Source organism: Enterococcus sp. DIV1083b (genome assembly GCF_051713705.1).
Lineage (GTDB): Bacteria > Bacillota > Bacilli > Lactobacillales > Enterococcaceae > Enterococcus_D > Enterococcus_D casseliflavus.
The window spans coordinates 2,292,073-2,310,491 of the sequence record NZ_JBIOQJ010000001.1; the positions used below are offsets into that span (position 1 = coordinate 2,292,073).

Here is an 18,419-nt window from a genome sequence, read left to right on the forward strand (position 1 = left end):
GCTTTTATTTATTGTCCATTCGCAGCATAATTTTTCTCTACCGCTTCTTTTTCTGTCTTCCACCATTCTTCGTTGTTGCGATACCACTCAATCGTATCGGCTAAGCCATCTCGGAAATTGGTGAATTCCGGTTGCCAGCCCAATTCTTCTTTCAATTTTGTCGAATCAATTGCATAGCGTAAATCATGACCTGGTCGATCATTTACGTGCTCATACGCGTCTTTGGGCTGATCCATTAGTTCTAAAATCAGTTCAATTACTGCTTTATTATCCTCTTCACCATCGGCACCGATGAGATACGTTTCACCCATTTGTCCCTTTGTTAAAATCGTCCACACAGCTGATGAATGATCATTTGTATGAATCCAGTCACGGACATTTTTCCCGTCACCGTACAATTTCGGCTTGATGCCGCTCAAAATATTGGTAATTTGTCGAGGAATAAATTTCTCAATGTGTTGATAAGGTCCATAATTATTAGAACAATTGGAGATCGTCGCTTGGAGACCGAATGAGCGTACCCAAGCTTTTACCAAAAGATCGGAACCAGCTTTTGTTGAAGAGTAAGGACTTGATGGGTTATACGGCGTTTTGTCCGTGAATTTTTCTCCCGCTCCTTCGCCATGTCCCGGAAGATCTTCTCTCAAAGGAAGATCGCCATATACTTCATCGGTTGAAACATGATGGTATCTTACATTATACTTTCGGCATGCTTCTATCAGCGTATACGTTCCAATAATGTTGGTTTGAACAAACGGAAAAGGATCTTTCAACGAGTTGTCATTATGAGATTCTGCAGCATAATGAACGACAGCGTCTGTATCCTGAACCAATCTATCTACCAGCTCCTGATCAGCAATGTCGCCGACAACTAATTCGAAGCGATTCTTTGGAAGACCATTAAGATTGTTCTTATTTCCCGCATAGGTCAGCTTATCTAAAACTGTTACAAAAACATCAGGATGATTATTGATCACATAATGAACAAAGTTAGAGCCGATAAATCCTGCTCCACCGGTTACAATAATTTTTTTCATCACTTTCACTCCTTATACTTCACCATAGACAAATGTATTTTCTATTTCAAATTCTTTCAGTGTTGGATGTTTTTTATCTTTTTCTGATAGAATCGCTTTTTTCACATCTATAGGCCAAGTAATTGCCAAATCGGGATCATCAAATGCAATGCCGCCATCAGCTTCAGCATTATAATAGTTGTCACACTTATACAAGAAGTTCACATTTGGGGTCAGTGTCATAAACCCGTGAGCATATCCGCGAGGTACTAATAACTGACGATGGTTGTGTTCGGTTAACAAGTACCCTTCCCACTCTCCATAGGTCGGGCTGCCTTTACGAATATCTACGATAACATCAAGTACCGCACCAGTCACCACACGAATCAATTTTGTCTGTGCTGCTTCACCTTTTTGAAAATGCAGGCCTCTTAACACACCTGCTTCAGCAGATAATGAGTGGTTATCTTGAACAAAATCAAAGTCAATTCCTTGTGCTGAAAATTTTTCTTTTGAATAGCTTTCAGTAAAAAAACCTCGATGATCGCCGTAAACGTCCATCTCTATTAATTTTACATCTGTCAATTTTGTTTCTATAACTTTCATCAAAGCGTCTCCTCTTTATTCAGCAGCTAGTCTTAATAAATATTGACCATACTGATTTTTTTTCAATGGCTCAGCTAAAGCAACCAACTGCTCTCTTGTGATATAGCCCATTCGGAATGATATTTCTTCCAAACACGCAACTTTCAAGTTTTGCCGTTTTTCAATCGTTTCAATAAAAGTAGATGCCTCAAGCAATGTTTCATGTGTTCCTGTATCAAGCCAAGCGAAACCTCTTCCCATGACTTCAACAGAAAGTTTATTTTTTTCTAGATAAACTTTATTGATATCGGTAATTTCTAATTCTCCACGCGCAGACGGTTTGATATTCTTGGCTATTTCGACTACTTCGTTATCATAGAAATACAGACCTGTTACAGCATAATTTGATTTCGGCTTCTCAGGTTTTTCTTCAATAGACAAGGCGTGCATATCGTCATCAAACTCCACTACACCAAATCGTTCAGGATCATTTACATGATAGCCAAAAACAGTTGCACCTGATTCTTTTGCAGCAGCTCGTTGAAGCATTTTCGATAGACCGCCGCCATAATAAATATTGTCTCCTAAGACTAAACAAACACTATCAGTGCCGATAAACTTTTCCCCAATAATGAATGCTTGAGCGAGGCCGTCAGGACTTGGCTGTACTGCATAGTCAATTTGCAGTCCTAAGTCTTTGCCATCGCCGAATAACTCTTGAAAGCGAGGAGTATCTTGAGGAGTGGAAATAATTAAAATTTCTTTGATTCCCGCCAACATCAATGTAGACATTGGGTAAAAAATCATTGGTTTGTCATAAATAGGCATCAATTGTTTAGAAGTTGCTTTTGTTAATGGATAAAGGCGTGTTCCTGAACCGCCTGCTAAAATAATCCCTTTCATTCATTACGCTCCTTAAATAATTTACTTGTATTTCTCACCACAGCATTATCTCATTTCTAGAAAGCTTTGTCATTCAATTCAAAGTTTTGAAATGAAAATGTAACTTTTATTTATCAAATACCTTTCTCATGAACAGGCTTCTTATTAAACCCCAGCGCCACACGAATTGCTGGCCAAATGAAGCGGATGTTTTGATTTCACTGGCATTTTTTTCATGTCTTCGATACAACGTTAACTGCTTATCAATAAGTTCGATACGGTTGCCTGCCATTGCACCGATCCACATATCATGCATTGGAATTGCTTGCGGAAACGGAAGAATAGCTGGCTTCAACTCTCTTCGAAAAGCCATGCCTGCTCCGATGTATTTATTTTTAAGCACATTTCGCAAAAATCCGACTTTTACATTCCGATAGGCAAAATAGGAGGGTTCAATCACTTCAAGCTGCTCATCGACAATTCTCAAATCAGAAATGACTACCTGTGTCTCTTTTTTTTCATCAAATTTTGCTTTTGTATCAGCAACTTTATCGGGAAGCCACACATCGTCTTGGTCGGCCAAAAAAATCAGATCGCCTGAAGCCTGCTTAATTGCGTGTTCAAAATTCTTGATAATGCCTTTTTGCGGTCCTTCCAAAAGTTTGATTCGGGGATCTGCGCGATAAGAATCGAGGATATTTCTTGTCTTGTCAGTAGAGAAGTCATCCGAAATAATCAGCTCATCATCAGGTGCAAGTTGAATTAGAATGCTGTCCAGCTGTTCTTGAAGATACTTTTCTCCGTTATAAGTGGCTACACATACTGATATCATAAATGATCCTTCCTAAATGACAAGTATTCTTTCCATGTTCTTCGGCTGAATCGGCACATTTTGGGTGAAAGTGCTTGTTTTATTGATCGAAAAAAAAGCTGTTTTTCATGTTCCTTTTTCTTTTCTTTATCGAAATCCCTATAGAATTTCGATTCACTGGTAAGAATCTGCTCATATCTTTCCCTAGTCATCGTTTTATAATGCATGACTGAAAGATCATGATTCAGCTTTTGGTTTGCGATCAAAAACCGAAAGCCTTCTTGATGTAAGCGAAGAAAAAGCCAATGATCTAAAAAATCCAGCGGAAAAGCATCATTGAATCCGCCGATTTTTTTTATAGCCGCGAGAGTGACTGCGGTGCCGGAATTGATTGCCATAATCCGCTGTTTTTGCTCACTGATAGCAGGATATGCCAGATTTCGATTGATGTAACGATCAGCTAAGACCGGTGATACCTGTGTTGTGCCACTGTAAATCAGCGGCACAACAGCACCTATTTCAGTTCCGATCGTCTCAGTCATAAGAAAGTTTAGGTAGGCTTTTGTCAGCTCCGTATCTTGATCCAAGAGAAGCAGCAAATCAAAATCGCCGCTAGACGCAGACTTAAACCCTTTATTGTATGCTTTGGAGAGGCCGGGATTGGCTGGATCATGGAAATAGGTCACTAATGGATGCTGAAAAAAAGGCTCATCATGACTTTGTGGACTGTTATCATAAACCAGCAATTGGATTTGCTGGTTCTTCACCGCTTTTTCCAAAAGCGGTGAAGCCGACGCTTCTTGCCAGCTTCTTTCATACATTACGATCGTCACAAATAAACGGTTCATCAAAACAGCCTCCAACCCCATTTATTAAAAAATTTCATCATCGAATGCATAAACACCAAAAAGAGTTTTGCACTTCTATGAGCTCCTTTACCGTATAAGTGCACGACTTTTTCAAAGGGCGTATACAAAATGCGGTACCCCGCTTTTTCATATCTCAAACACAAATCATTGTCTTCAAAATACATAAAGAACTGTTCGTCAAAGCCGCCGATTTCTTTAAAGCGAGCGATTTCTACCAACATAAAACAACCAGAGCCCATTCGGATATAACTGGTTTGATCTTGTGGAAGGTCACGGCACTCATAAGCAGACAGTCTTTTTTTAAATACTTTTTTTACCCAATGAAACGGAATAAATCGCAAGAAATAATCGAATACAGCTAATCGTTTTCTTACTAAATACTGAATAGAGCCATCTTCGTTCAAAACCTGAGGAACTACGACAGCTGCTTCATTCTCTTGAATTCTTTTTAATAATCCTTCAATTGATTCTTTCGTGACAAGAATATCAGGATTGCAAATAAATCCGTATTCTTGCGTTGCATTCATTAATAATTGATTGTGTCCATGACCAAATCCAAGATTTTCATTGGCTGAGATGACAGTGACAAATGGATAATCTTGCATTTTAGCAATGTATTCTGCTTTCGAATTATTATCAAATATTTTCACTTCAAAGCGTGGATCCTCTCCTATCTCTTTCTCCAGATGATCCAATGTTTTGAATATATCACGACTATTATGTGTCACAATACTGATGATTATTTTATTCGTTTTTCTATTATCCATAGTGTATTGTCCTTAATGTTATAAAATGAGAGATACTAGTCAATTTGTTATTATATCACATCCCCGCGCGTAAAAAAAGCACACTCGAGCAAGCAAAGCGATTTCTTCTATTCAGTCCCATCCGCCCGTTGGATTGCTGCTTGCTTCTTTTCTGAAGTAATCCCTCATCATCAAGAGCAGATAAAAACACCAGCCCCGCTAGAGACTTTCTAGCAAGGGATGGTGTGATGAGTGAATCGTTTACGCTTTCGCACAAAATCTTTTTAAATTAAGGATAAATCCGATTCAACAACCGTGGAAACGGAATGGATTCTCTTACGTGCTCGATTCCTGATAACCAGGTAACGGTCCGTTCTAATCCAAGACCAAAGCCGGTGTGAGGAACTGAGCCGTACTTGCGTAGATCTAAATACCATGAATATTCATTTTCGTCCAAGCCGTGGGCGCGGATTTGTTCTAGCAGGTATTCATGATCGATGGCACGTTCGGAACCGCCTATGATCTCGCCATAGCCTTCTGGTGCGATCATATCGGCACAGATCACGACATCTTCTCTCGTTGGATGTGGCTTCATATAGAAGGGTTTGATGGCTTTTGGATAGTTTAAGATAAAGACGGGCTGATCGAATGAATTGGCAATAAAGGTCTCATGTGGTGAGCCAAAGTCATCGCCCCATTGAATATCATCGAAGCCGTTCTTTTGTAATAATGCCACTGCATCATCGTAAGAGATTCGTGGGAATGGTAATTTGGTGTATTTTTTCAAGACTTCACGGTCACGGCCTAAGACGTCTAATGCATAGTCACAGTTATCGAGCACATTTTGCACTAAGAATGCCACGTACTGCTCTTGGACTTCCAAGCTTTCTTCTTGGTGCATAAAGGCCATTTCTGGTTCAATCATCCAAAATTCAATCAAGTGACGACGTGTCTTTGATTTTTCGGCACGGAAAGTTGGTCCAAAAGAAAAGACTTTGCCAAACGCCATAGCGGCAGCTTCCATGTACAATTGACCAGACTGAGACAAATATGCTTTTTGATCGAAATAGTTGGTTTCGAATAAATCAGTCGTTCCTTCTGGTGCTGATCCAGTTAGGATCGGTGGATCGATTTTGATGAAGCCATTCTTGTTGAAAAATTCATACGTTGCCCGAATGATTTCGTTTCGGATTTGCATGATGGCGTGTTGTTTTGAGGAACGCAACCATAAATGACGATGGTCCATCAAAAAATCTGTTCCGTGTTCTTTTGGTGTGATTGGGTAATCATGGCTTTCCCCAACAACCTCTAAACCAGAGATACCAATTTCATAGCCGAATTTTGAGCGGCTGTCTTCTCTGATTTCCCCAGTGACCAGTACGGCAGTTTCCTGATTTAGATTTTTCGCTAATTGGAAAACTTCTTCCCCTACTTCACTTTTTACAACGATTCCTTGAAAATACGCTGTTCCGTCACGAAGTTGTAAAAAGGCGATCTTGCCGCTAGAACGTTTGTTAGCAACCCATGCTCCGATTTGAACGGTTTCGCCAACGTGTTTTTTTGCATCTAAAATTTGAATAGATTCCACTTGATTCTCTCCTATCTAATTAATAAAGGCACCATAGAGCATTTTAAGCTTTTTGGCGTTTCTTTTCAACAAAATCATGGATTCGTTTGGTAGCTTCCACTAACGTGTCCCAATCAGTTGCATAGCTGATGCGTAAATAATCTGGTGTACCAAAACCAGCACCAGTCACTACTGCCACGTGGGCTTCCATCAGCAAGGCCTCCACGAAGGCATCAATGGTTTGATAGCCGCACATCGTCATGGCTTCTTTGACATTTGGGAACAAGTAAAACGCGCCTTGGGGTTTCGTCACCTGAAAACCAGGAATAGCGGCAATTAGCGGATATAGTTTGTTCAAGCGCTCTTCGAAGGCCTGACGCATCACTTCGATCGATTCTTGATTCCCAGTCAGTGCCTCAACTGCTGCGTATTGGCTAGCAGCCGGCGGGTTGCTAGTAGCTTGGGAAGCGATATCGATCATCGCTTTGATGATTTTTGCATCGCCGACAGCAAATCCGATCCGCCACCCAGTCATAGAATAGGTTTTAGAAACGCCATTGATCACGATGGTTTGTTTGCGGATCTCTTCTGATAAGCTTGCGATCGATGTAAAGGTATTGCCGTTATAAACCAAACGACCATAGATATCATCGGCAATGATCCAAATATTATTTTCCACTGCCCAGTTGCCGATTGCCGTTAACGCTTCTTTTGAGTAAATCGTCCCTGTTGGGTTGGCAGGCGAGTTTAAAATGATGGCTTTCGTTTTCTCTGTACGAGCAGCTTCTAATTGAGCAACAGAAACTTTAAAATCAGCTTCTTGCTTGGCTTCAACAAACACAGGTGTCCCTTGCGCTAAACGGACTTGTTCCGCATAGCTGACCCAATAAGGCACTGGAATGAGTACTTCATCCTCTTCATCAAGGAGCGCTTGAAACAGCGTATAAAGGGCAAACTTCGCGCCATCTGTCACGATCACTTGGTTTGAATCATAGTCAGCACCATAAAACTCTTTCATATAAGCAAGAATCGCCTGTTTTAACTCAGGAATCCCCGCAGTTGCTGTGTAAAAACTAGCCTTGCCGCTCTCAATCGCTGCGATCGCTGCTTGGCGAATGTTTTTCGGGGTAATAAAGTCGGGTTCACCGACAGTTAGACTTAATACGTCTACACCTTGGTCCGCTAACGCTTTTGCCTTAGCAGATGCCGCTAACGTTGCGGAGGGTTCCAATTTTTCTGCTCTTTTTGAAAGTACCATGTTTATCATCCTTTCTACGATCCAAAATTCATTCTATCATAAGCGTCTTCCTATAGTTCAGTGATCGCTTTGATTTCTTCGCCATCTTTGAAACCAATCAAATAATAGTTCAAACGACCATCGCCATCTTTCGTCATGACTTCCCAAGTTGGCTCGCCTTCAAAAATACCCAATGCGGCCTTTTGGATTTCCTGACCTTGATGATTGTCGCGAACAAATGCCTTAGCTTGTGCTTCCGTCAGCCCATCCGCTTGATTAAAAACAGAAACCTTCTCACCGCTTTTTGGGATGATCACAACGATCTCATTGTTATTCGTATCCTTTCCAACAATGCTAAAGGAGGTTTCCTCACGGGTAAACCAATAAAATTGTTCGACCTCTGCTAAATCGGTGTATCTTTCTGCTATTTCGATTGCTTCGTTTCTTGCTTGTCGCATTGGACGAGAAGAACGGAGATAGAAAATAGAAGCGAAGAGAATAACGACCAGTAAGACTGTGATCGCACTCAGCAAAATAACCACACGCCGATGTTCTTTGTCTTTTGTTTTCACACTTCGTACTCCAATCTTAAATAAAATCCATTATATCAGATGTTCAACTCATTTTTCAAAATCGGCTGCTGCTTTTTCCTCTTGCGCAAAAAAATGTTGGATGTCTTCGGCGATCTCGGTTGGGCTTGCTTCAATCAGAGGTAAGTTTTTGGGTAAGCCTTTGACCATTCGTTTGCCATACTTTGTCGATAGCAAGCGTCGATCAAGGACGACCATCACGCCGGTATCCTCCTCGGAACGGATCAAGCGCCCCAATGCTTGGCGCAGCCGTAAAATCGCTTTAGGTAAGGCATCTTCTTTAAAAGAATCAATGCCTTCTGCTTCCAAAAAGGCGTGCCGTGCTTGGACCATGGGTTGTTTAGGGTTCTCAAAAGGCAATCGAGTCACCACAGCGATCTTCAGTGCCTGTCCTGGTAAATCGACCCCTTCCCAAAAACTGCTAGTCCCTAATAAGATACCATTTTCCGCTAATAAAAATTTCTTTAAGATTTTCTCACGGGTTCCGCCAGTCCCTTGAGCAACGATTTCTCTGCCATAATGCAGGGCTTTTTTATTCAATCGATCATAGACATTTTTCAAAGTTTCGTGCGCCGTAAACAACACAAGCGCTGGTTGCGGATTGTCAAACAAAATCGGGACTAACGCTTCGACTAAATAATCCGCGTATTCGGCAGCTGATGCTTGTTGGATCGAGAGACCTTTTTTGATTACATACAGTCGCGTTTGCTTGCTGTAATCATAAAAGGCAGGAATCGTTTTGACTGGCACATCCGTCAAGCCGATCTGATGGGCAAAATATTCTTTGTTGCCTGGGATCTTCAATGTCCCCCCTAGATAAATGATGTGCTGATAGCGTTGGTACCATGTGCTCTCCACGATCGAATGTCCTTCTAGATCAGCTAACTCAATCACAGCATTTCCTGACTGGGGATGCTTTTTCAGCCAATGAACGTAACGAGGATGCCACCAAGTCAACCACGCGGTCACTGTTTGTTCCTGTGCGTCCATTTGACTAAAGAAATCAAATAAACGGGCAATCACGATCCGTTGTCTTGCATACCACCGATCATTGGTCAACTCGAATCGCTGACGCAGCTGCTGTTGAATCTCATTGATTTCCTGATAATAGAGGCTCAATTTTTGATGTAGCTTGTCCTGCTCTAATGACCCATCATAGAGGTCATGATGCTGAACGACTTGTAATTCTGGGGCATCGATCGATAAGGTGCGAAAATACTGTTCTTGTGTTTCGACCAAAACCGACAATGCATTTCGATACAACGAGAACATCCGTTGCAAAAAATCGTCCTCGGTAATGATCTGGGCAATTTCTTCAAATAGTCCTTCTTCATTCAGCTGTAAAAACTGCCGTTTGAAATGAGCAGAGTCAAAGACATGTTGACTAAAGCCTTCTGCTTGCTGCGGCAACTGTTGGGCTTCATCGATCAACAAATAATCACTCGTTGGCAACAGTGGCTGCGCCCGTCGGTTTTCCTGCATTAAAAAGGCATGATTGACGATCAAAACATTGCTTTGCGCCATCCGCCGATATAAATGTCGGACAAAATCTTGTTCATAGAAGGGTTGATCTTTGGCCAAAAAGTCGACCCCGCGATGGCGAATGTCGGCAAATAAAGGATGATCAAGACGAACTAAATTCAATTCATCAAAGTCACCTGTTTCTGTTTTGGTCAGCCAGACTAAGATCCCCATTTGATATTGGGCGTATTGCTTCTGTTCTACCGGTTGATCCAGCGTCGCTTTAAAACGCTGCAAATCAATGTAATGACGATGACTTTTGACCAAAACTGCTTGCAAAGGCTGCTGCAGTACTTGGTTTACCAAAGGAATGTCTTTGTTGATGATCTGATTTTGTAAAAGAATCGATGAGGTGCTAACGATCAATGGATTTTCTGGCGTCGCTAAATAAGCGGCTGGAAACAAGTAACCGATGGTTTTTCCCATCCCCGTTTCTGCTTCAATAATCAAATTTTTCTCTGGTTGGGTGTAATGCGTATACACCGCATTCATCAAACGTGCTTGTTGTTTCCGATAGATCAAGTGCTCGCCAAAGCGCTGTTCTTTTTCCGTTTTTACTTTCGGATACGTTTCTTGAAAATGCGTGGCTTCAAAAAGCGGAACAGTTTTTTTTCGCAGGACGACGCCGTCGATCACTTCGAAATCTTCCGCCAACTCTGGTCCTTTTTCTTTCAAAATTCCGTGAATATACTCACTCGTTTGCATCCCCATCTGACCGCTTAAAAGCGCAATCTGTTTAAGAGTCGTCCGTGGTAGCTGTCGCATGATTGCTTCAATGTATAAAAATAATGCTGCGGTCACTTCTGCATCACTATCGGCTTGATGCGGGTTGTCATGACGAAAGCCGATGCTGTCTGCCAGATCACCTAAGCGAAAGCTGCTTTCTGTCGGCAAAAACACTTGCGCCAATTCCACCGTATCGATCCCTGGAATCGATAAAGGCGGCAGACCGCAACGAACAAATTCATTGCTTAAAAAATGATAGTCAAAATAAATGTTATGCGCCACAAAAATCGTATTGCTGAGTAAGTTGTAGATCGTGTCAGCTATGTCTTCGAAATAAGGCGCTTTGCTTACTTGCTGGTTTGTGATGTGTGTCAATCGTTGAATTTGCTTAGAAATTCTGCGGTCAGGGTTGATATCTGCGGCAAAACGATTAATGATCTTGCCATCTTGGACTAAGACGCAGCCAAATTGAATAATTCGATCAATCGTCGAATCGGTTCCTGTTGTTTCAAGATCCACCACAGCGTATATGGGTTTCATTGTATTCCTCCTTGCACACTGTCTGCATTATACTACAAAATCAATGGCGATTACATCTGTTTTCCCATCGGATACGAGGGTTCGCAGGAAGAAGAACCTTACTATCTAGTATCCGTATTTATCAGCTAAAGGAATTTGTCACTCGTCGCTGATCGCTTTTTTCGACAAAAAAAGGGATCTTTTTTATAATTTACTATAAGGAGGCGAAAAAAATGAATGATTTCAAAAACAAACGAGTGATTGTAACGGGGGCTGCTTCAGGGATTGGAAAAGCGGTGGCAGAACAATTTCTAGCCCAGGGTGCTCTTGTTGGGTTGATTGATCGCAACGAGGAGGAGCTGCAGGAGTTTCTTGCTGACTATGACGCACAAGCCCACTATCGTGCCATTGACGTCACTGAAGCAGAGAAGCTGCAAGAAGCGATGAGTGGTCTTGTGGAAGAACTAGGCGGTCTCGATGTACTCCACGTCAATGCCGGCATCAACGGTACTTGGACACCGATCGAAGAATTGACGGTGGCAGAATGGGACCAGACGATCAACACAAATTTACGCAGTACCTTTATTACCGTCAAAGCTGCGATCCCATTTATGAAAGCAAACGGCGGCAGCATTGTCATTACGAGTTCGGTCAATGGAAACCGCATCTTCAGCAATTTTGGTGCGACTGCTTACAGTACATCTAAGGCAGGTCAAGTCGCCTTTACAAAAATGGCTGCGCTGGAACTTTCTGGTTATAATATTCGGGTCAATGCTATCTGCCCTGGGGCGATCGCAACGAATATCGATGCCAGCACAGAAATTGAAGAAGAGGTTGCTCGCGTTGAGATCCCCGTCAAATATCCAGATCGTTCTCGACCATTAAAACAAGAAACAGGCGTGCCAGAACAAGTCGCCAACCTTGTGCTTTTTCTATCTTCAGAGGCTGCGGGCAATATTTCTGGAACGGAAGTCTATATTGATGGAGCGGAATCTTTGCTTTAATACAACAAAAAAACGAAAAATCAAACCTGATCCCCTCACTTGTTTCAAGTAAAACCTGTGAGATGGATCATTTCTTGATTTTTCGTTTTTTCTTTTTGTTTATTTTTCCACCAAAGCTGCGATTTCTTCTAGAAAAGCAGTCTTGCCATAAAAATCTGCATTCAATAACTCGGGAAAAATGGCTTCAAAGAAATAGGTCACACATGGACGATGCTGAAACGCTTTGACCGTCAAAACCGCTTCACGAAACATTTCTTTGAACACTTTGTCGGGGTTGCTTTTTGAGATCTCTTCAAAAGATTCATACAAAAGATCGATCTTATCCGCAATTGCCAAAAGTTGTCCTTCAAGGCTGTTGTCTTTGCCATCCGCCAAGCGTCTGCGATACGTCGTTTGAAAGCTTTGGGGGATTTCTTCTTCGATGAAGGCATCGGTCATTTTTTCTTCAACGGTTGATAACATCGCCCGCAATTCTTTGTTTGCATATTTGACTGGCGTTTTGATGTCGCCGATGAAACGTTCCGTGTAATCATGGTTCAAGGCTTTTTCATAAAGAATTTGCCAATTGACTTGATTTCCTGCTTGTTCTTCGATATCGGCTAAGGTCTGGGCAATCATGGTTACTCGAAACGAATGAGCGGCCACGCTGTGCTCGGTAAACTTAAAAAATCCAGGTGCGCGTTGGATTTTTTCTAAATTAGCCAATCCAAGAATAAATTCATTCAATCCCATCAGTCTGCCTCCTTTTTTTCTAAGAGTATAACAACTACTTTCTCCGCAAGCAAATATCACGCGCACAAAAAAAAAGAGCAGCTAAGCTGCTCTTAAAAGGCATTCACAAATTACGCTTTGTTAACGTTAGTCGCTTGAGGGCCACGTTGTCCGTCTTCGATATCGAAAGTCACTGCTTGACCTTCTTCTAAAGTTTTGAAGCCTTCGCCTTGGATAGCTGAGAAATGAACGAATACATCGTTACCGTTTTCTGCAGTGATGAATCCAAAACCTTTGTCTGAGTTAAACCATTTAACTGTACCTGTTTCCATAATAAAAATCCTCCTTGTGTTTATACACATATTTTGCAATTACTTGTATAAGGTGAAAATGTGGAAGATGTTTAAGATGAAACAAGCTACCATAATTTACCGTAACAAAAACTACACTTTGTATTATAGCACATTATCTTCATTATGACTAATAGAAAATCAAAAAAAATGAAAACGCCTTTATTTTTTTATGATTCGCAAAAAGACTGCTGCACTAAAGATCTGCAACAGTCTTTTCTTTTTTGGAAACGATTTATTTACGAAGGACACAACTGCGTTTAGTAGCGCAAAATCGCAGTCAAACTTTTTTCTCCTGGGGCATCTTTTTGTTCCAAAATAGATACCTCGCCGCCGTTTTCTAAAACATCGATTGCCAGCGTATTTAACACTTGGCGACGATCGTATTCCGTGTCAGGATCTTCTCCAAACCCATCAGCGAGATTGGAAGTCGCTACAAACAGATTGGCGATCCTGCCTTCTTTAGCTGCAGGTACGATATCAACCAATTGGTCAATAAATTTCCGATCCAACAGCTTGCCGTATTCCCCAACTTCTTTTTGTGTCAACTCCACAATCAGCTTTTGCGTACACGTTTGGATCTCTTTCAAAGATAATGATGCTGGTGAAGAGGAAATGCTTGGTTCTGCTTTGAAAAAGTTCGTTTTTGCCACTTTTTTAAACAGCGTTTGATTTTCTGGTAAAGCAAAAAGATACATTGGTAAATGCTCTTCGTTTGAAAAGTCATTCTTAAAAAATGCATCAACTGCTTGATAGTAGTTGACGTGATCGATCTCGACTTCTTCATCTTTGGCACTAAAGCCGTGATAAGCGACGCCTTCTCCTCCTGAGTTAGGGCCACCTTGGGCACTGTAATTAAAGTTGCCGCCGCCAGTGATTTCTTCCCCCAGCGCTTTTTCGATCGTTGTCGGTGCCTCTTCTGGCAACTCGACTTCACGCACTTGATTGTTTTCAACTTGATAGACTTGCATTGAATCGCGATTCAACGCTAAGAGATAAAATGGGTAATTAAATTGTGCGTTTTTGATGACAGCTAATACATACGGGGTTTCCCCTACGTAATATTGATCATCCACACGAATACTTAACCGATGAACTAGTACATCTTCTGGTGTGATAATCACCGCCACACTCGTTGTACTGTTACGCCAAAATGATTGATCTGCAAGCAGTTCATCAATTTTCGTTTGAAAAAGATCCCAAGAATGTTCTGGGTATTTCTTTTCAAAGCGGCGCTTCGCATCTTTGGCAAAGTTCTTAAATTTGATTTGATCCTTTTCGACATTCTGGTGGCCGACATGCGTATTGAGCATGATCGTGACAAATGGTCCTTTGATTCCGTCAGATATTACCTGCGATAAAAAACTTTTTCCAAATTTTCCCATTCCACATTACCTCCTGCTTAATCAAATACAAATAAAGTGTACCATGCTTATTTTCTTCCATAAAGTAAAACGATTGCACGCGTTTATTTACTCATTCGTTTTTCTGATTACTCACTATACTGGCTATTTTTCAGCGGATCAGCCAAGGTATTTCTGGTGGCCCATAGAAAGCCTCGTTTGGTCCAAGTCTGAATGGTAGGCTCTTCTAGCTCTTTTAGACTGTGTCCAACGGATTGGAAAAAGACTCTGCCCTTGCCCCATTTTTTGATCCACATCATTGGCAGTATGACTTCTTGGTTAGCTGCATTCGGATGATCTTTAGCGGCAAATGTTGAGGTAGCTAACACAGTGACGGCTGGATCAACCAGACAATAGTATTGCTCCGTCGTCAACTGAGGGATCGATTGCGTATTTGCCGTAATATAGTGATCTGTCGTAAGATCGATGCTATAGGTCGTTTCCAATCCACCAGGATGTGCCAAAAAACAGCCGCCAGTCAGAAACAACCAGCCTTTACTGGCTTGAAAAGCCGAGGCAAAGCCGCCATGAACGCCTGCTAATCCTAACCCTTCTGCTACAGCCTGAGTGACATTTTGCAGCGGCTCATCAGGCAATTCTCCTCGCGTCCAATTCATGATCAACAGATCCAGCCTTTTTAATTCTTCTTTATGATAGAGAGGTTCAAAATCTGAGGCGAGTGTCACCTGATATCCTTCTGACTCCAGCAACGTTTGGTAAAACTGACTGGTTTCTTTTGGGGCGTGTCCTTCCCAACCTCCGTAAATGATCAATGCTTGTTTCATTTTGTGTTTCCTCCTTTCTTTCTAACTTAGCGAAAAAAATGCAAAAAGCGAAGCAGAACGATTCTCCGTTTTCCTTCGCTAGTAATTTTTTCTGATTTAACGGTTGATTGAACGCCCGACACGATTGATCGTATGGCGCATGCCTCTAATTGCAACTGATGTTTCGAAAATATTTTCGGTCGGTGCCATGCCGCCATAGCCAGCATCACCGATATGCTGCAGATCGACCCCACAAGTTTTGTTGATAATGGCTAATTGTCGCAACGTTTCTGGACGCGCGCTCTCTTGACTCGTTCCGATCGCTGACATCGTCAATAAGTCATATTGTTTGGCAATTTGAACAGCTTCGATCAGATCCTTTTCTAGAAAGCCTTGAATCGAGCCCACGGAAGGCAGTAACAAAATATCTGCCCCAGCTTCAGCGTAAGAAATGATGGCTTCTCGATCAACCACAGGTTCATCTGAGCCGGCACTGTGCATTTTTCCAGCGATGATCAAACCAGAGAAATGTTCTTTTGCCAATTTTACTGCTTTAGCGATTTCTCGGTTGGTCACACCCGTTCCAGGATTGCCTGTAAAGCAGAGAAAGTCCACCCCGAGTTCTTGGGCTTTTTTGATGGTGTCCACCGAACTTGTTCGGCCTTGACTGATGCTGATCTTTTCACTCATCATTTCCGTCGTAGCTGGGATCGGCTCAAGATTGATGCCGACAGGTCGTCCAATCAGTTGTTTTAGTTGAGGAATCGGATTTTCAATGGGCTGTGTAGGATCAAGCAGCTGCTCCAATGTGATACCAGGCATCCCAAAAATAGCTGGACGATAACAATCAAAGCCATTCAACAAAATCAAGTCAGCCCCAAAAGCTGCCGCGACTTCTGCGTTGGTGATGTCGCCAGCTTGCGGCATGGTTTGAACCACCGTTTCACAGATTATCACTCGTCCTTCGCTCGCTTTAATGGATTGTTTCAATTCTTGCGCCGACATTTCTTTGATTTCACTATAGTTTGCACTTATCAATCGTTTGACCATGTTTTTCTTCCTTTCTTTTCCTTCTCATCTTGCGAGAAACACGAATAACAGGTAAAATATAGCTATTGTGTTCCCTTAGTTAAATGGATATAACAAGTCCCTCCTAAGGATTAGTTGCTGGTTCGATTCCGGCAGGGAACGTTTTTTGAAGAAAAAGATTCCTTATTTTTAAGGAATCTTTTTTTGTTGGAAAGCAAATACCTCTGCCTCGATTTGCTTAGAAATAATCTTCCAGAATCGGCTTTCCGTCTGGTAAGTTTTCCTGAATCATCACTGCAGCTTCCTTCTCCGTTTCCATTTGCTGGAAAAAGACCAAGGAATCAAGGGATTGTGCCTGCAAGAACAGTTGCACAAAACGCTGAATCGACAAGGTTGCTTTTGGCAGCTGGGTGGCGGTCGTTTTCGTGACATGATGCTGAGCGTTTTCGATCGTCACTTCATAACACCCATTATTCCATGGGGCATATTCATCCCCTTGAATTTCTATGGCAAAACGACCAGCTTTTTTCAACGTAAATGGATAGCTTGTTAGAAACCCTTCCACATCGACGACTCGTGCCATCATGTCCGGGCGCACTTGGTAGTGAGCCAATGGTTTGGCTGCATTTACTTGCAGGACTTCCCCATCAAACCCTGGTCGATAATGGATCTGCGCTACTGAATCTGCATGGGAAACGATAAACCGATTGAATCCTTGATACGCGTCAGCGGTCAAATAGCCCCACTCTTGAATATCAAAGCGTCCCCCTTCAACAAAGTAGATCAAATACCCTTCAGGAACGCCCGCTTCATTCCGATAAATCGCAAACGTATACGGTCTGCGCAAAACAAACTTGATTTCTTCCCACCAGGCTTGGCGAATCAGCCCACCTTTTTGATGGCGCGGCAATTGATGATAAATCTCGTGAATGATCGGCTGTGCTTCCTCCCAATTCATGCGTTGGATCCTTCCGTTCACTTTCTTGCCATCGGGCCATTGATGCGCATCAACTTCATAAACGGTACGTTCAAAGGTATATTCATACCCATATCTGCGATAAAACGCAAAGGAGAAAGGTGCCAGATAGGACAGAACGATTTTTTGTTCATAGCAATCTTTAATGATTTGTTTCATGATCCGATCGATCCGACCTTGGCTGCGATACTCTGGATAAGAAGCCACAAAACCGATCCCTGCCATTGGATAAGTCGTTCCATGAAAATTCACATCAAAAATAGTTGCCATGATTTGGCTCGCTAGTTTTCCATCCTCGTCGTAGGAACCATAATTCCATGAATTCTCCGCAAGCTTGCGATAGCGCTTGATATTTGTTTCATTCAACTCCCACTGAAAGGCATAAGAAACCAATTCCAGTACTTCTTGCGAACCGAATTCGGTCATTTTTTTGACATCTGTCATTCCTTCATCTCCTCTACTTGAAAACACGCAAGAAACGCAAAAAAGGCGTCAGTCGACCCCTTAATATGCTTCTTCCATCATACTCAACATTTTTTTAAATTGCTTGCGTTTGAAATATCCTAGAATGGTGCCTAAGAGCATGTCATTCAATTGCTGCATGAAGCCATGTGATTTCATGGTTTCCGTATAAATGACTTTACTGCTCTTTTCATCAAGCGGCGCTACTTCATAGCGTGCGACAAATTCATTTTTCGTCGTTTCTGTTTTGAATTGATAAACTTGATTTTCAATGATTTCTTCGATCTCTATCTTCGCACGACTCGTAGTAGAAAATTCCTTTACATATTGAAATCCTGCCAGTTGCTTTCTAGAAAGTGTTTTTCCAGTTGCTTTTCGTACGTCAAAGATAACAGAATCCATAATTTGATCGTAAAAGACATTTGCTGGAATCGATAAATCTTTTTCAATTCTCATTAAGACTTCCTCCTATCTGACTCTTCGGCTTTCTTCTTTCCTTTCATGAACAAAAGACTGCCAGAAATAAGCAAGAAAATACCTGTTGTAAAACTGAATATATCTAACTGCTGATTACTTGGATTCATACTGTATAGGACTACGAGTAGACCGATACTACATATAAACAAGCCGTTTTTTATCATTTTCAATCAT

General features: G+C 41.8%; 19 protein-coding genes and 1 tRNA gene. 2 read left to right on the plus strand and 18 right to left on the minus strand.

The genetic code is table 11. The annotated features are described in order from the left end of the window. Positions 1-8 precede the first annotated feature (8 nt). The 10 genes from rfbB to IGI69_RS10585 all read right to left on the minus strand — a co-directional run bounded on the left by rfbB (position 9) and on the right by IGI69_RS10585 (position 11,090). On the minus strand, positions 9-1,037 hold the full coding sequence (rfbB, locus tag IGI69_RS10540) for a dTDP-glucose 4,6-dehydratase (RefSeq protein ID WP_060792923.1): 1,029 nt from the start codon (positions 1,035-1,037) through the stop codon (positions 9-11). A 12-nt stretch (positions 1,038-1,049) separates the two neighbouring features. Further along, complete coding sequence (gene rfbC / locus IGI69_RS10545; RefSeq protein ID WP_010749348.1) at positions 1,050-1,622, minus strand: dTDP-4-dehydrorhamnose 3,5-epimerase; 573 nt, start codon at positions 1,620-1,622, stop codon at positions 1,050-1,052. 15 nt (positions 1,623-1,637) lie between these two features. Next, positions 1,638-2,504, minus strand: a complete 867-nt coding sequence (gene rfbA, locus IGI69_RS10550) for a glucose-1-phosphate thymidylyltransferase RfbA (RefSeq protein WP_060792921.1) — start codon at positions 2,502-2,504, stop codon at positions 1,638-1,640. Positions 2,505-2,610: 106 nt separating this feature from the next. Beyond that, on the minus strand, positions 2,611-3,315 hold the full coding sequence (locus IGI69_RS10555; protein WP_086295564.1) for a glycosyltransferase family 2 protein: 705 nt from the start codon (positions 3,313-3,315) through the stop codon (positions 2,611-2,613). Then, positions 3,312-4,142, minus strand: a complete 831-nt coding sequence (locus IGI69_RS10560) for a glycosyltransferase (protein ID WP_142968291.1) — start codon at positions 4,140-4,142, stop codon at positions 3,312-3,314. The genes IGI69_RS10555 and IGI69_RS10560 overlap by 4 nt, the downstream gene beginning before the upstream one ends. Then, positions 4,142-4,930, minus strand: coding sequence for a glycosyltransferase family 2 protein (locus IGI69_RS10565; protein ID WP_005229506.1), 789 nt, complete (start codon positions 4,928-4,930; stop codon positions 4,142-4,144). Before IGI69_RS10565 ends, IGI69_RS10560 begins: the two co-directional genes overlap by 1 nt. Before the next feature lie 268 nt (positions 4,931-5,198). Then, positions 5,199-6,497, minus strand: coding sequence for an asparagine--tRNA ligase (asnS, locus tag IGI69_RS10570; RefSeq protein WP_005229504.1), 1,299 nt, complete (start codon positions 6,495-6,497; stop codon positions 5,199-5,201). A 43-nt stretch (positions 6,498-6,540) separates the two neighbouring features. Then, positions 6,541-7,734: a pyridoxal phosphate-dependent aminotransferase gene (locus IGI69_RS10575; RefSeq protein WP_438740775.1), complete on the minus strand. Its 1,194-nt coding sequence runs from the start codon at positions 7,732-7,734 to the stop codon at positions 6,541-6,543. 50 nt (positions 7,735-7,784) lie between these two features. Further along, positions 7,785-8,285 (minus strand): cell wall elongation regulator TseB-like domain-containing protein, encoded by a 501-nt coding sequence (locus tag IGI69_RS10580; RefSeq protein ID WP_010749344.1) that lies wholly within the window; start codon positions 8,283-8,285, stop codon positions 7,785-7,787. A gap of 48 nt (positions 8,286-8,333) precedes the next feature. Further along, positions 8,334-11,090, minus strand: a complete 2,757-nt coding sequence (locus tag IGI69_RS10585) for a helicase C-terminal domain-containing protein (protein WP_438740777.1) — start codon at positions 11,088-11,090, stop codon at positions 8,334-8,336. A gap of 212 nt (positions 11,091-11,302) precedes the next feature. On the opposite strand from IGI69_RS10585, the gene IGI69_RS10590 reads away from it, so the two are divergent. After that, entirely contained in the window at positions 11,303-12,073 is a 771-nt protein-coding gene (locus tag IGI69_RS10590; RefSeq protein WP_074536757.1) for an SDR family oxidoreductase, read from the plus strand. A gap of 99 nt (positions 12,074-12,172) precedes the next feature. Here IGI69_RS10590 and IGI69_RS10595 read toward each other — a convergent pair whose 3' ends face one another. The 5 genes from IGI69_RS10595 to IGI69_RS10615 form a co-directional block, all read right to left on the minus strand. Beyond that, positions 12,173-12,805 carry a YfbR-like 5'-deoxynucleotidase gene (locus IGI69_RS10595; RefSeq protein WP_438740779.1) on the minus strand — a complete coding sequence of 211 codons (633 nt, stop codon included), beginning with the start codon at positions 12,803-12,805 and terminating at the stop codon, positions 12,173-12,175. A 110-nt stretch (positions 12,806-12,915) separates the two neighbouring features. Beyond that, complete coding sequence (locus IGI69_RS10600) at positions 12,916-13,116, minus strand: cold-shock protein (RefSeq protein ID WP_003126918.1); 201 nt, start codon at positions 13,114-13,116, stop codon at positions 12,916-12,918. 278 nt (positions 13,117-13,394) lie between these two features. Then, positions 13,395-14,519 (minus strand): baeRF6 domain-containing protein, encoded by a 1,125-nt coding sequence (locus tag IGI69_RS10605; RefSeq protein ID WP_074536759.1) that lies wholly within the window; start codon positions 14,517-14,519, stop codon positions 13,395-13,397. A 107-nt stretch (positions 14,520-14,626) separates the two neighbouring features. Next, complete coding sequence (locus IGI69_RS10610) at positions 14,627-15,322, minus strand: ThuA domain-containing protein (protein WP_074536760.1); 696 nt, start codon at positions 15,320-15,322, stop codon at positions 14,627-14,629. 96 nt (positions 15,323-15,418) lie between these two features. After that, the gene (locus IGI69_RS10615) at positions 15,419-16,351 is read right to left on the minus strand and encodes a DUF7916 family protein (protein WP_128489171.1); all 933 of its coding nucleotides are present in this window, start codon (positions 16,349-16,351) and stop codon (positions 15,419-15,421) included. A gap of 69 nt (positions 16,352-16,420) precedes the next feature. Between IGI69_RS10615 and IGI69_RS10620 the strand changes: the two genes are divergently transcribed. Further along, positions 16,421-16,492 (plus strand) — tRNA-Arg (locus IGI69_RS10620). 76 nt (positions 16,493-16,568) lie between these two features. Here IGI69_RS10620 and IGI69_RS10625 read toward each other — a convergent pair. The 3 genes from IGI69_RS10625 to IGI69_RS10635 are packed head-to-tail and all read right to left on the minus strand — an operon-like array spanning position 16,569 to position 18,409. Beyond that, entirely contained in the window at positions 16,569-17,750 is a 1,182-nt protein-coding gene (locus IGI69_RS10625) for a GNAT family N-acetyltransferase (protein ID WP_325846009.1), read from the minus strand. Positions 17,751-17,810: 60 nt separating this feature from the next. Further along, positions 17,811-18,224 carry a DUF3284 domain-containing protein gene (locus tag IGI69_RS10630; RefSeq protein ID WP_015510041.1) on the minus strand — a complete coding sequence of 138 codons (414 nt, stop codon included), beginning with the start codon at positions 18,222-18,224 and terminating at the stop codon, positions 17,811-17,813. After that, positions 18,224-18,409: a DUF3188 domain-containing protein gene (locus tag IGI69_RS10635; RefSeq protein WP_010749336.1), complete on the minus strand. Its 186-nt coding sequence runs from the start codon at positions 18,407-18,409 to the stop codon at positions 18,224-18,226. Before IGI69_RS10635 ends, IGI69_RS10630 begins: the two co-directional genes overlap by 1 nt. Positions 18,410-18,419: the final 10 nt, after the last annotated feature.

Bases quoted from the DNA above. Each gene is read 5' to 3' on its own strand.
- IGI69_RS10560 (WP_142968291.1), bottom strand. From the start codon at position 4,142: ATGAACCGTTTATTTGTGACGATCGTAATGTATGAAAGAAGCTGGCAA.
- IGI69_RS10635 (WP_010749336.1), bottom strand. From the start codon at position 18,409: ATGATAAAAAACGGCTTGTTTATATGTAGTATCGGTCTACTCGTAGTC.
- IGI69_RS10595 (WP_438740779.1), bottom strand. From the start codon at position 12,805: ATGGGATTGAATGAATTTATTCTTGGATTGGCTAATTTAGAAAAAATC.
- rfbB (WP_060792923.1), bottom strand. From the start codon at position 1,037: ATGAAAAAAATTATTGTAACCGGTGGAGCAGGATTTATCGGCTCTAAC.
- IGI69_RS10565 (WP_005229506.1), bottom strand. From the start codon at position 4,930: ATGGATAATAGAAAAACGAATAAAATAATCATCAGTATTGTGACACAT.
- IGI69_RS10610 (WP_074536760.1), bottom strand. From the start codon at position 15,322: ATGAAACAAGCATTGATCATTTACGGAGGTTGGGAAGGACACGCCCCA.
- rfbA (WP_060792921.1), bottom strand. From the start codon at position 2,504: ATGAAAGGGATTATTTTAGCAGGCGGTTCAGGAACACGCCTTTATCCA.
- IGI69_RS10605 (WP_074536759.1), bottom strand. From the start codon at position 14,519: ATGGGAAAATTTGGAAAAAGTTTTTTATCGCAGGTAATATCTGACGGA.
- IGI69_RS10615 (WP_128489171.1), bottom strand. From the start codon at position 16,351: ATGGTCAAACGATTGATAAGTGCAAACTATAGTGAAATCAAAGAAATG.
- IGI69_RS10590 (WP_074536757.1), top strand. From the start codon at position 11,303: ATGAATGATTTCAAAAACAAACGAGTGATTGTAACGGGGGCTGCTTCA.
- IGI69_RS10585 (WP_438740777.1), bottom strand. From the start codon at position 11,090: ATGAAACCCATATACGCTGTGGTGGATCTTGAAACAACAGGAACCGAT.
- IGI69_RS10625 (WP_325846009.1), bottom strand. From the start codon at position 17,750: ATGACAGATGTCAAAAAAATGACCGAATTCGGTTCGCAAGAAGTACTG.
- IGI69_RS10555 (WP_086295564.1), bottom strand. From the start codon at position 3,315: ATGATATCAGTATGTGTAGCCACTTATAACGGAGAAAAGTATCTTCAA.
- IGI69_RS10600 (WP_003126918.1), bottom strand. From the start codon at position 13,116: ATGGAAACAGGTACAGTTAAATGGTTTAACTCAGACAAAGGTTTTGGA.
- IGI69_RS10575 (WP_438740775.1), bottom strand. From the start codon at position 7,734: ATGGTACTTTCAAAAAGAGCAGAAAAATTGGAACCCTCCGCAACGTTA.
- rfbC (WP_010749348.1), bottom strand. From the start codon at position 1,622: ATGAAAGTTATAGAAACAAAATTGACAGATGTAAAATTAATAGAGATG.
- IGI69_RS10630 (WP_015510041.1), bottom strand. From the start codon at position 18,224: ATGAGAATTGAAAAAGATTTATCGATTCCAGCAAATGTCTTTTACGAT.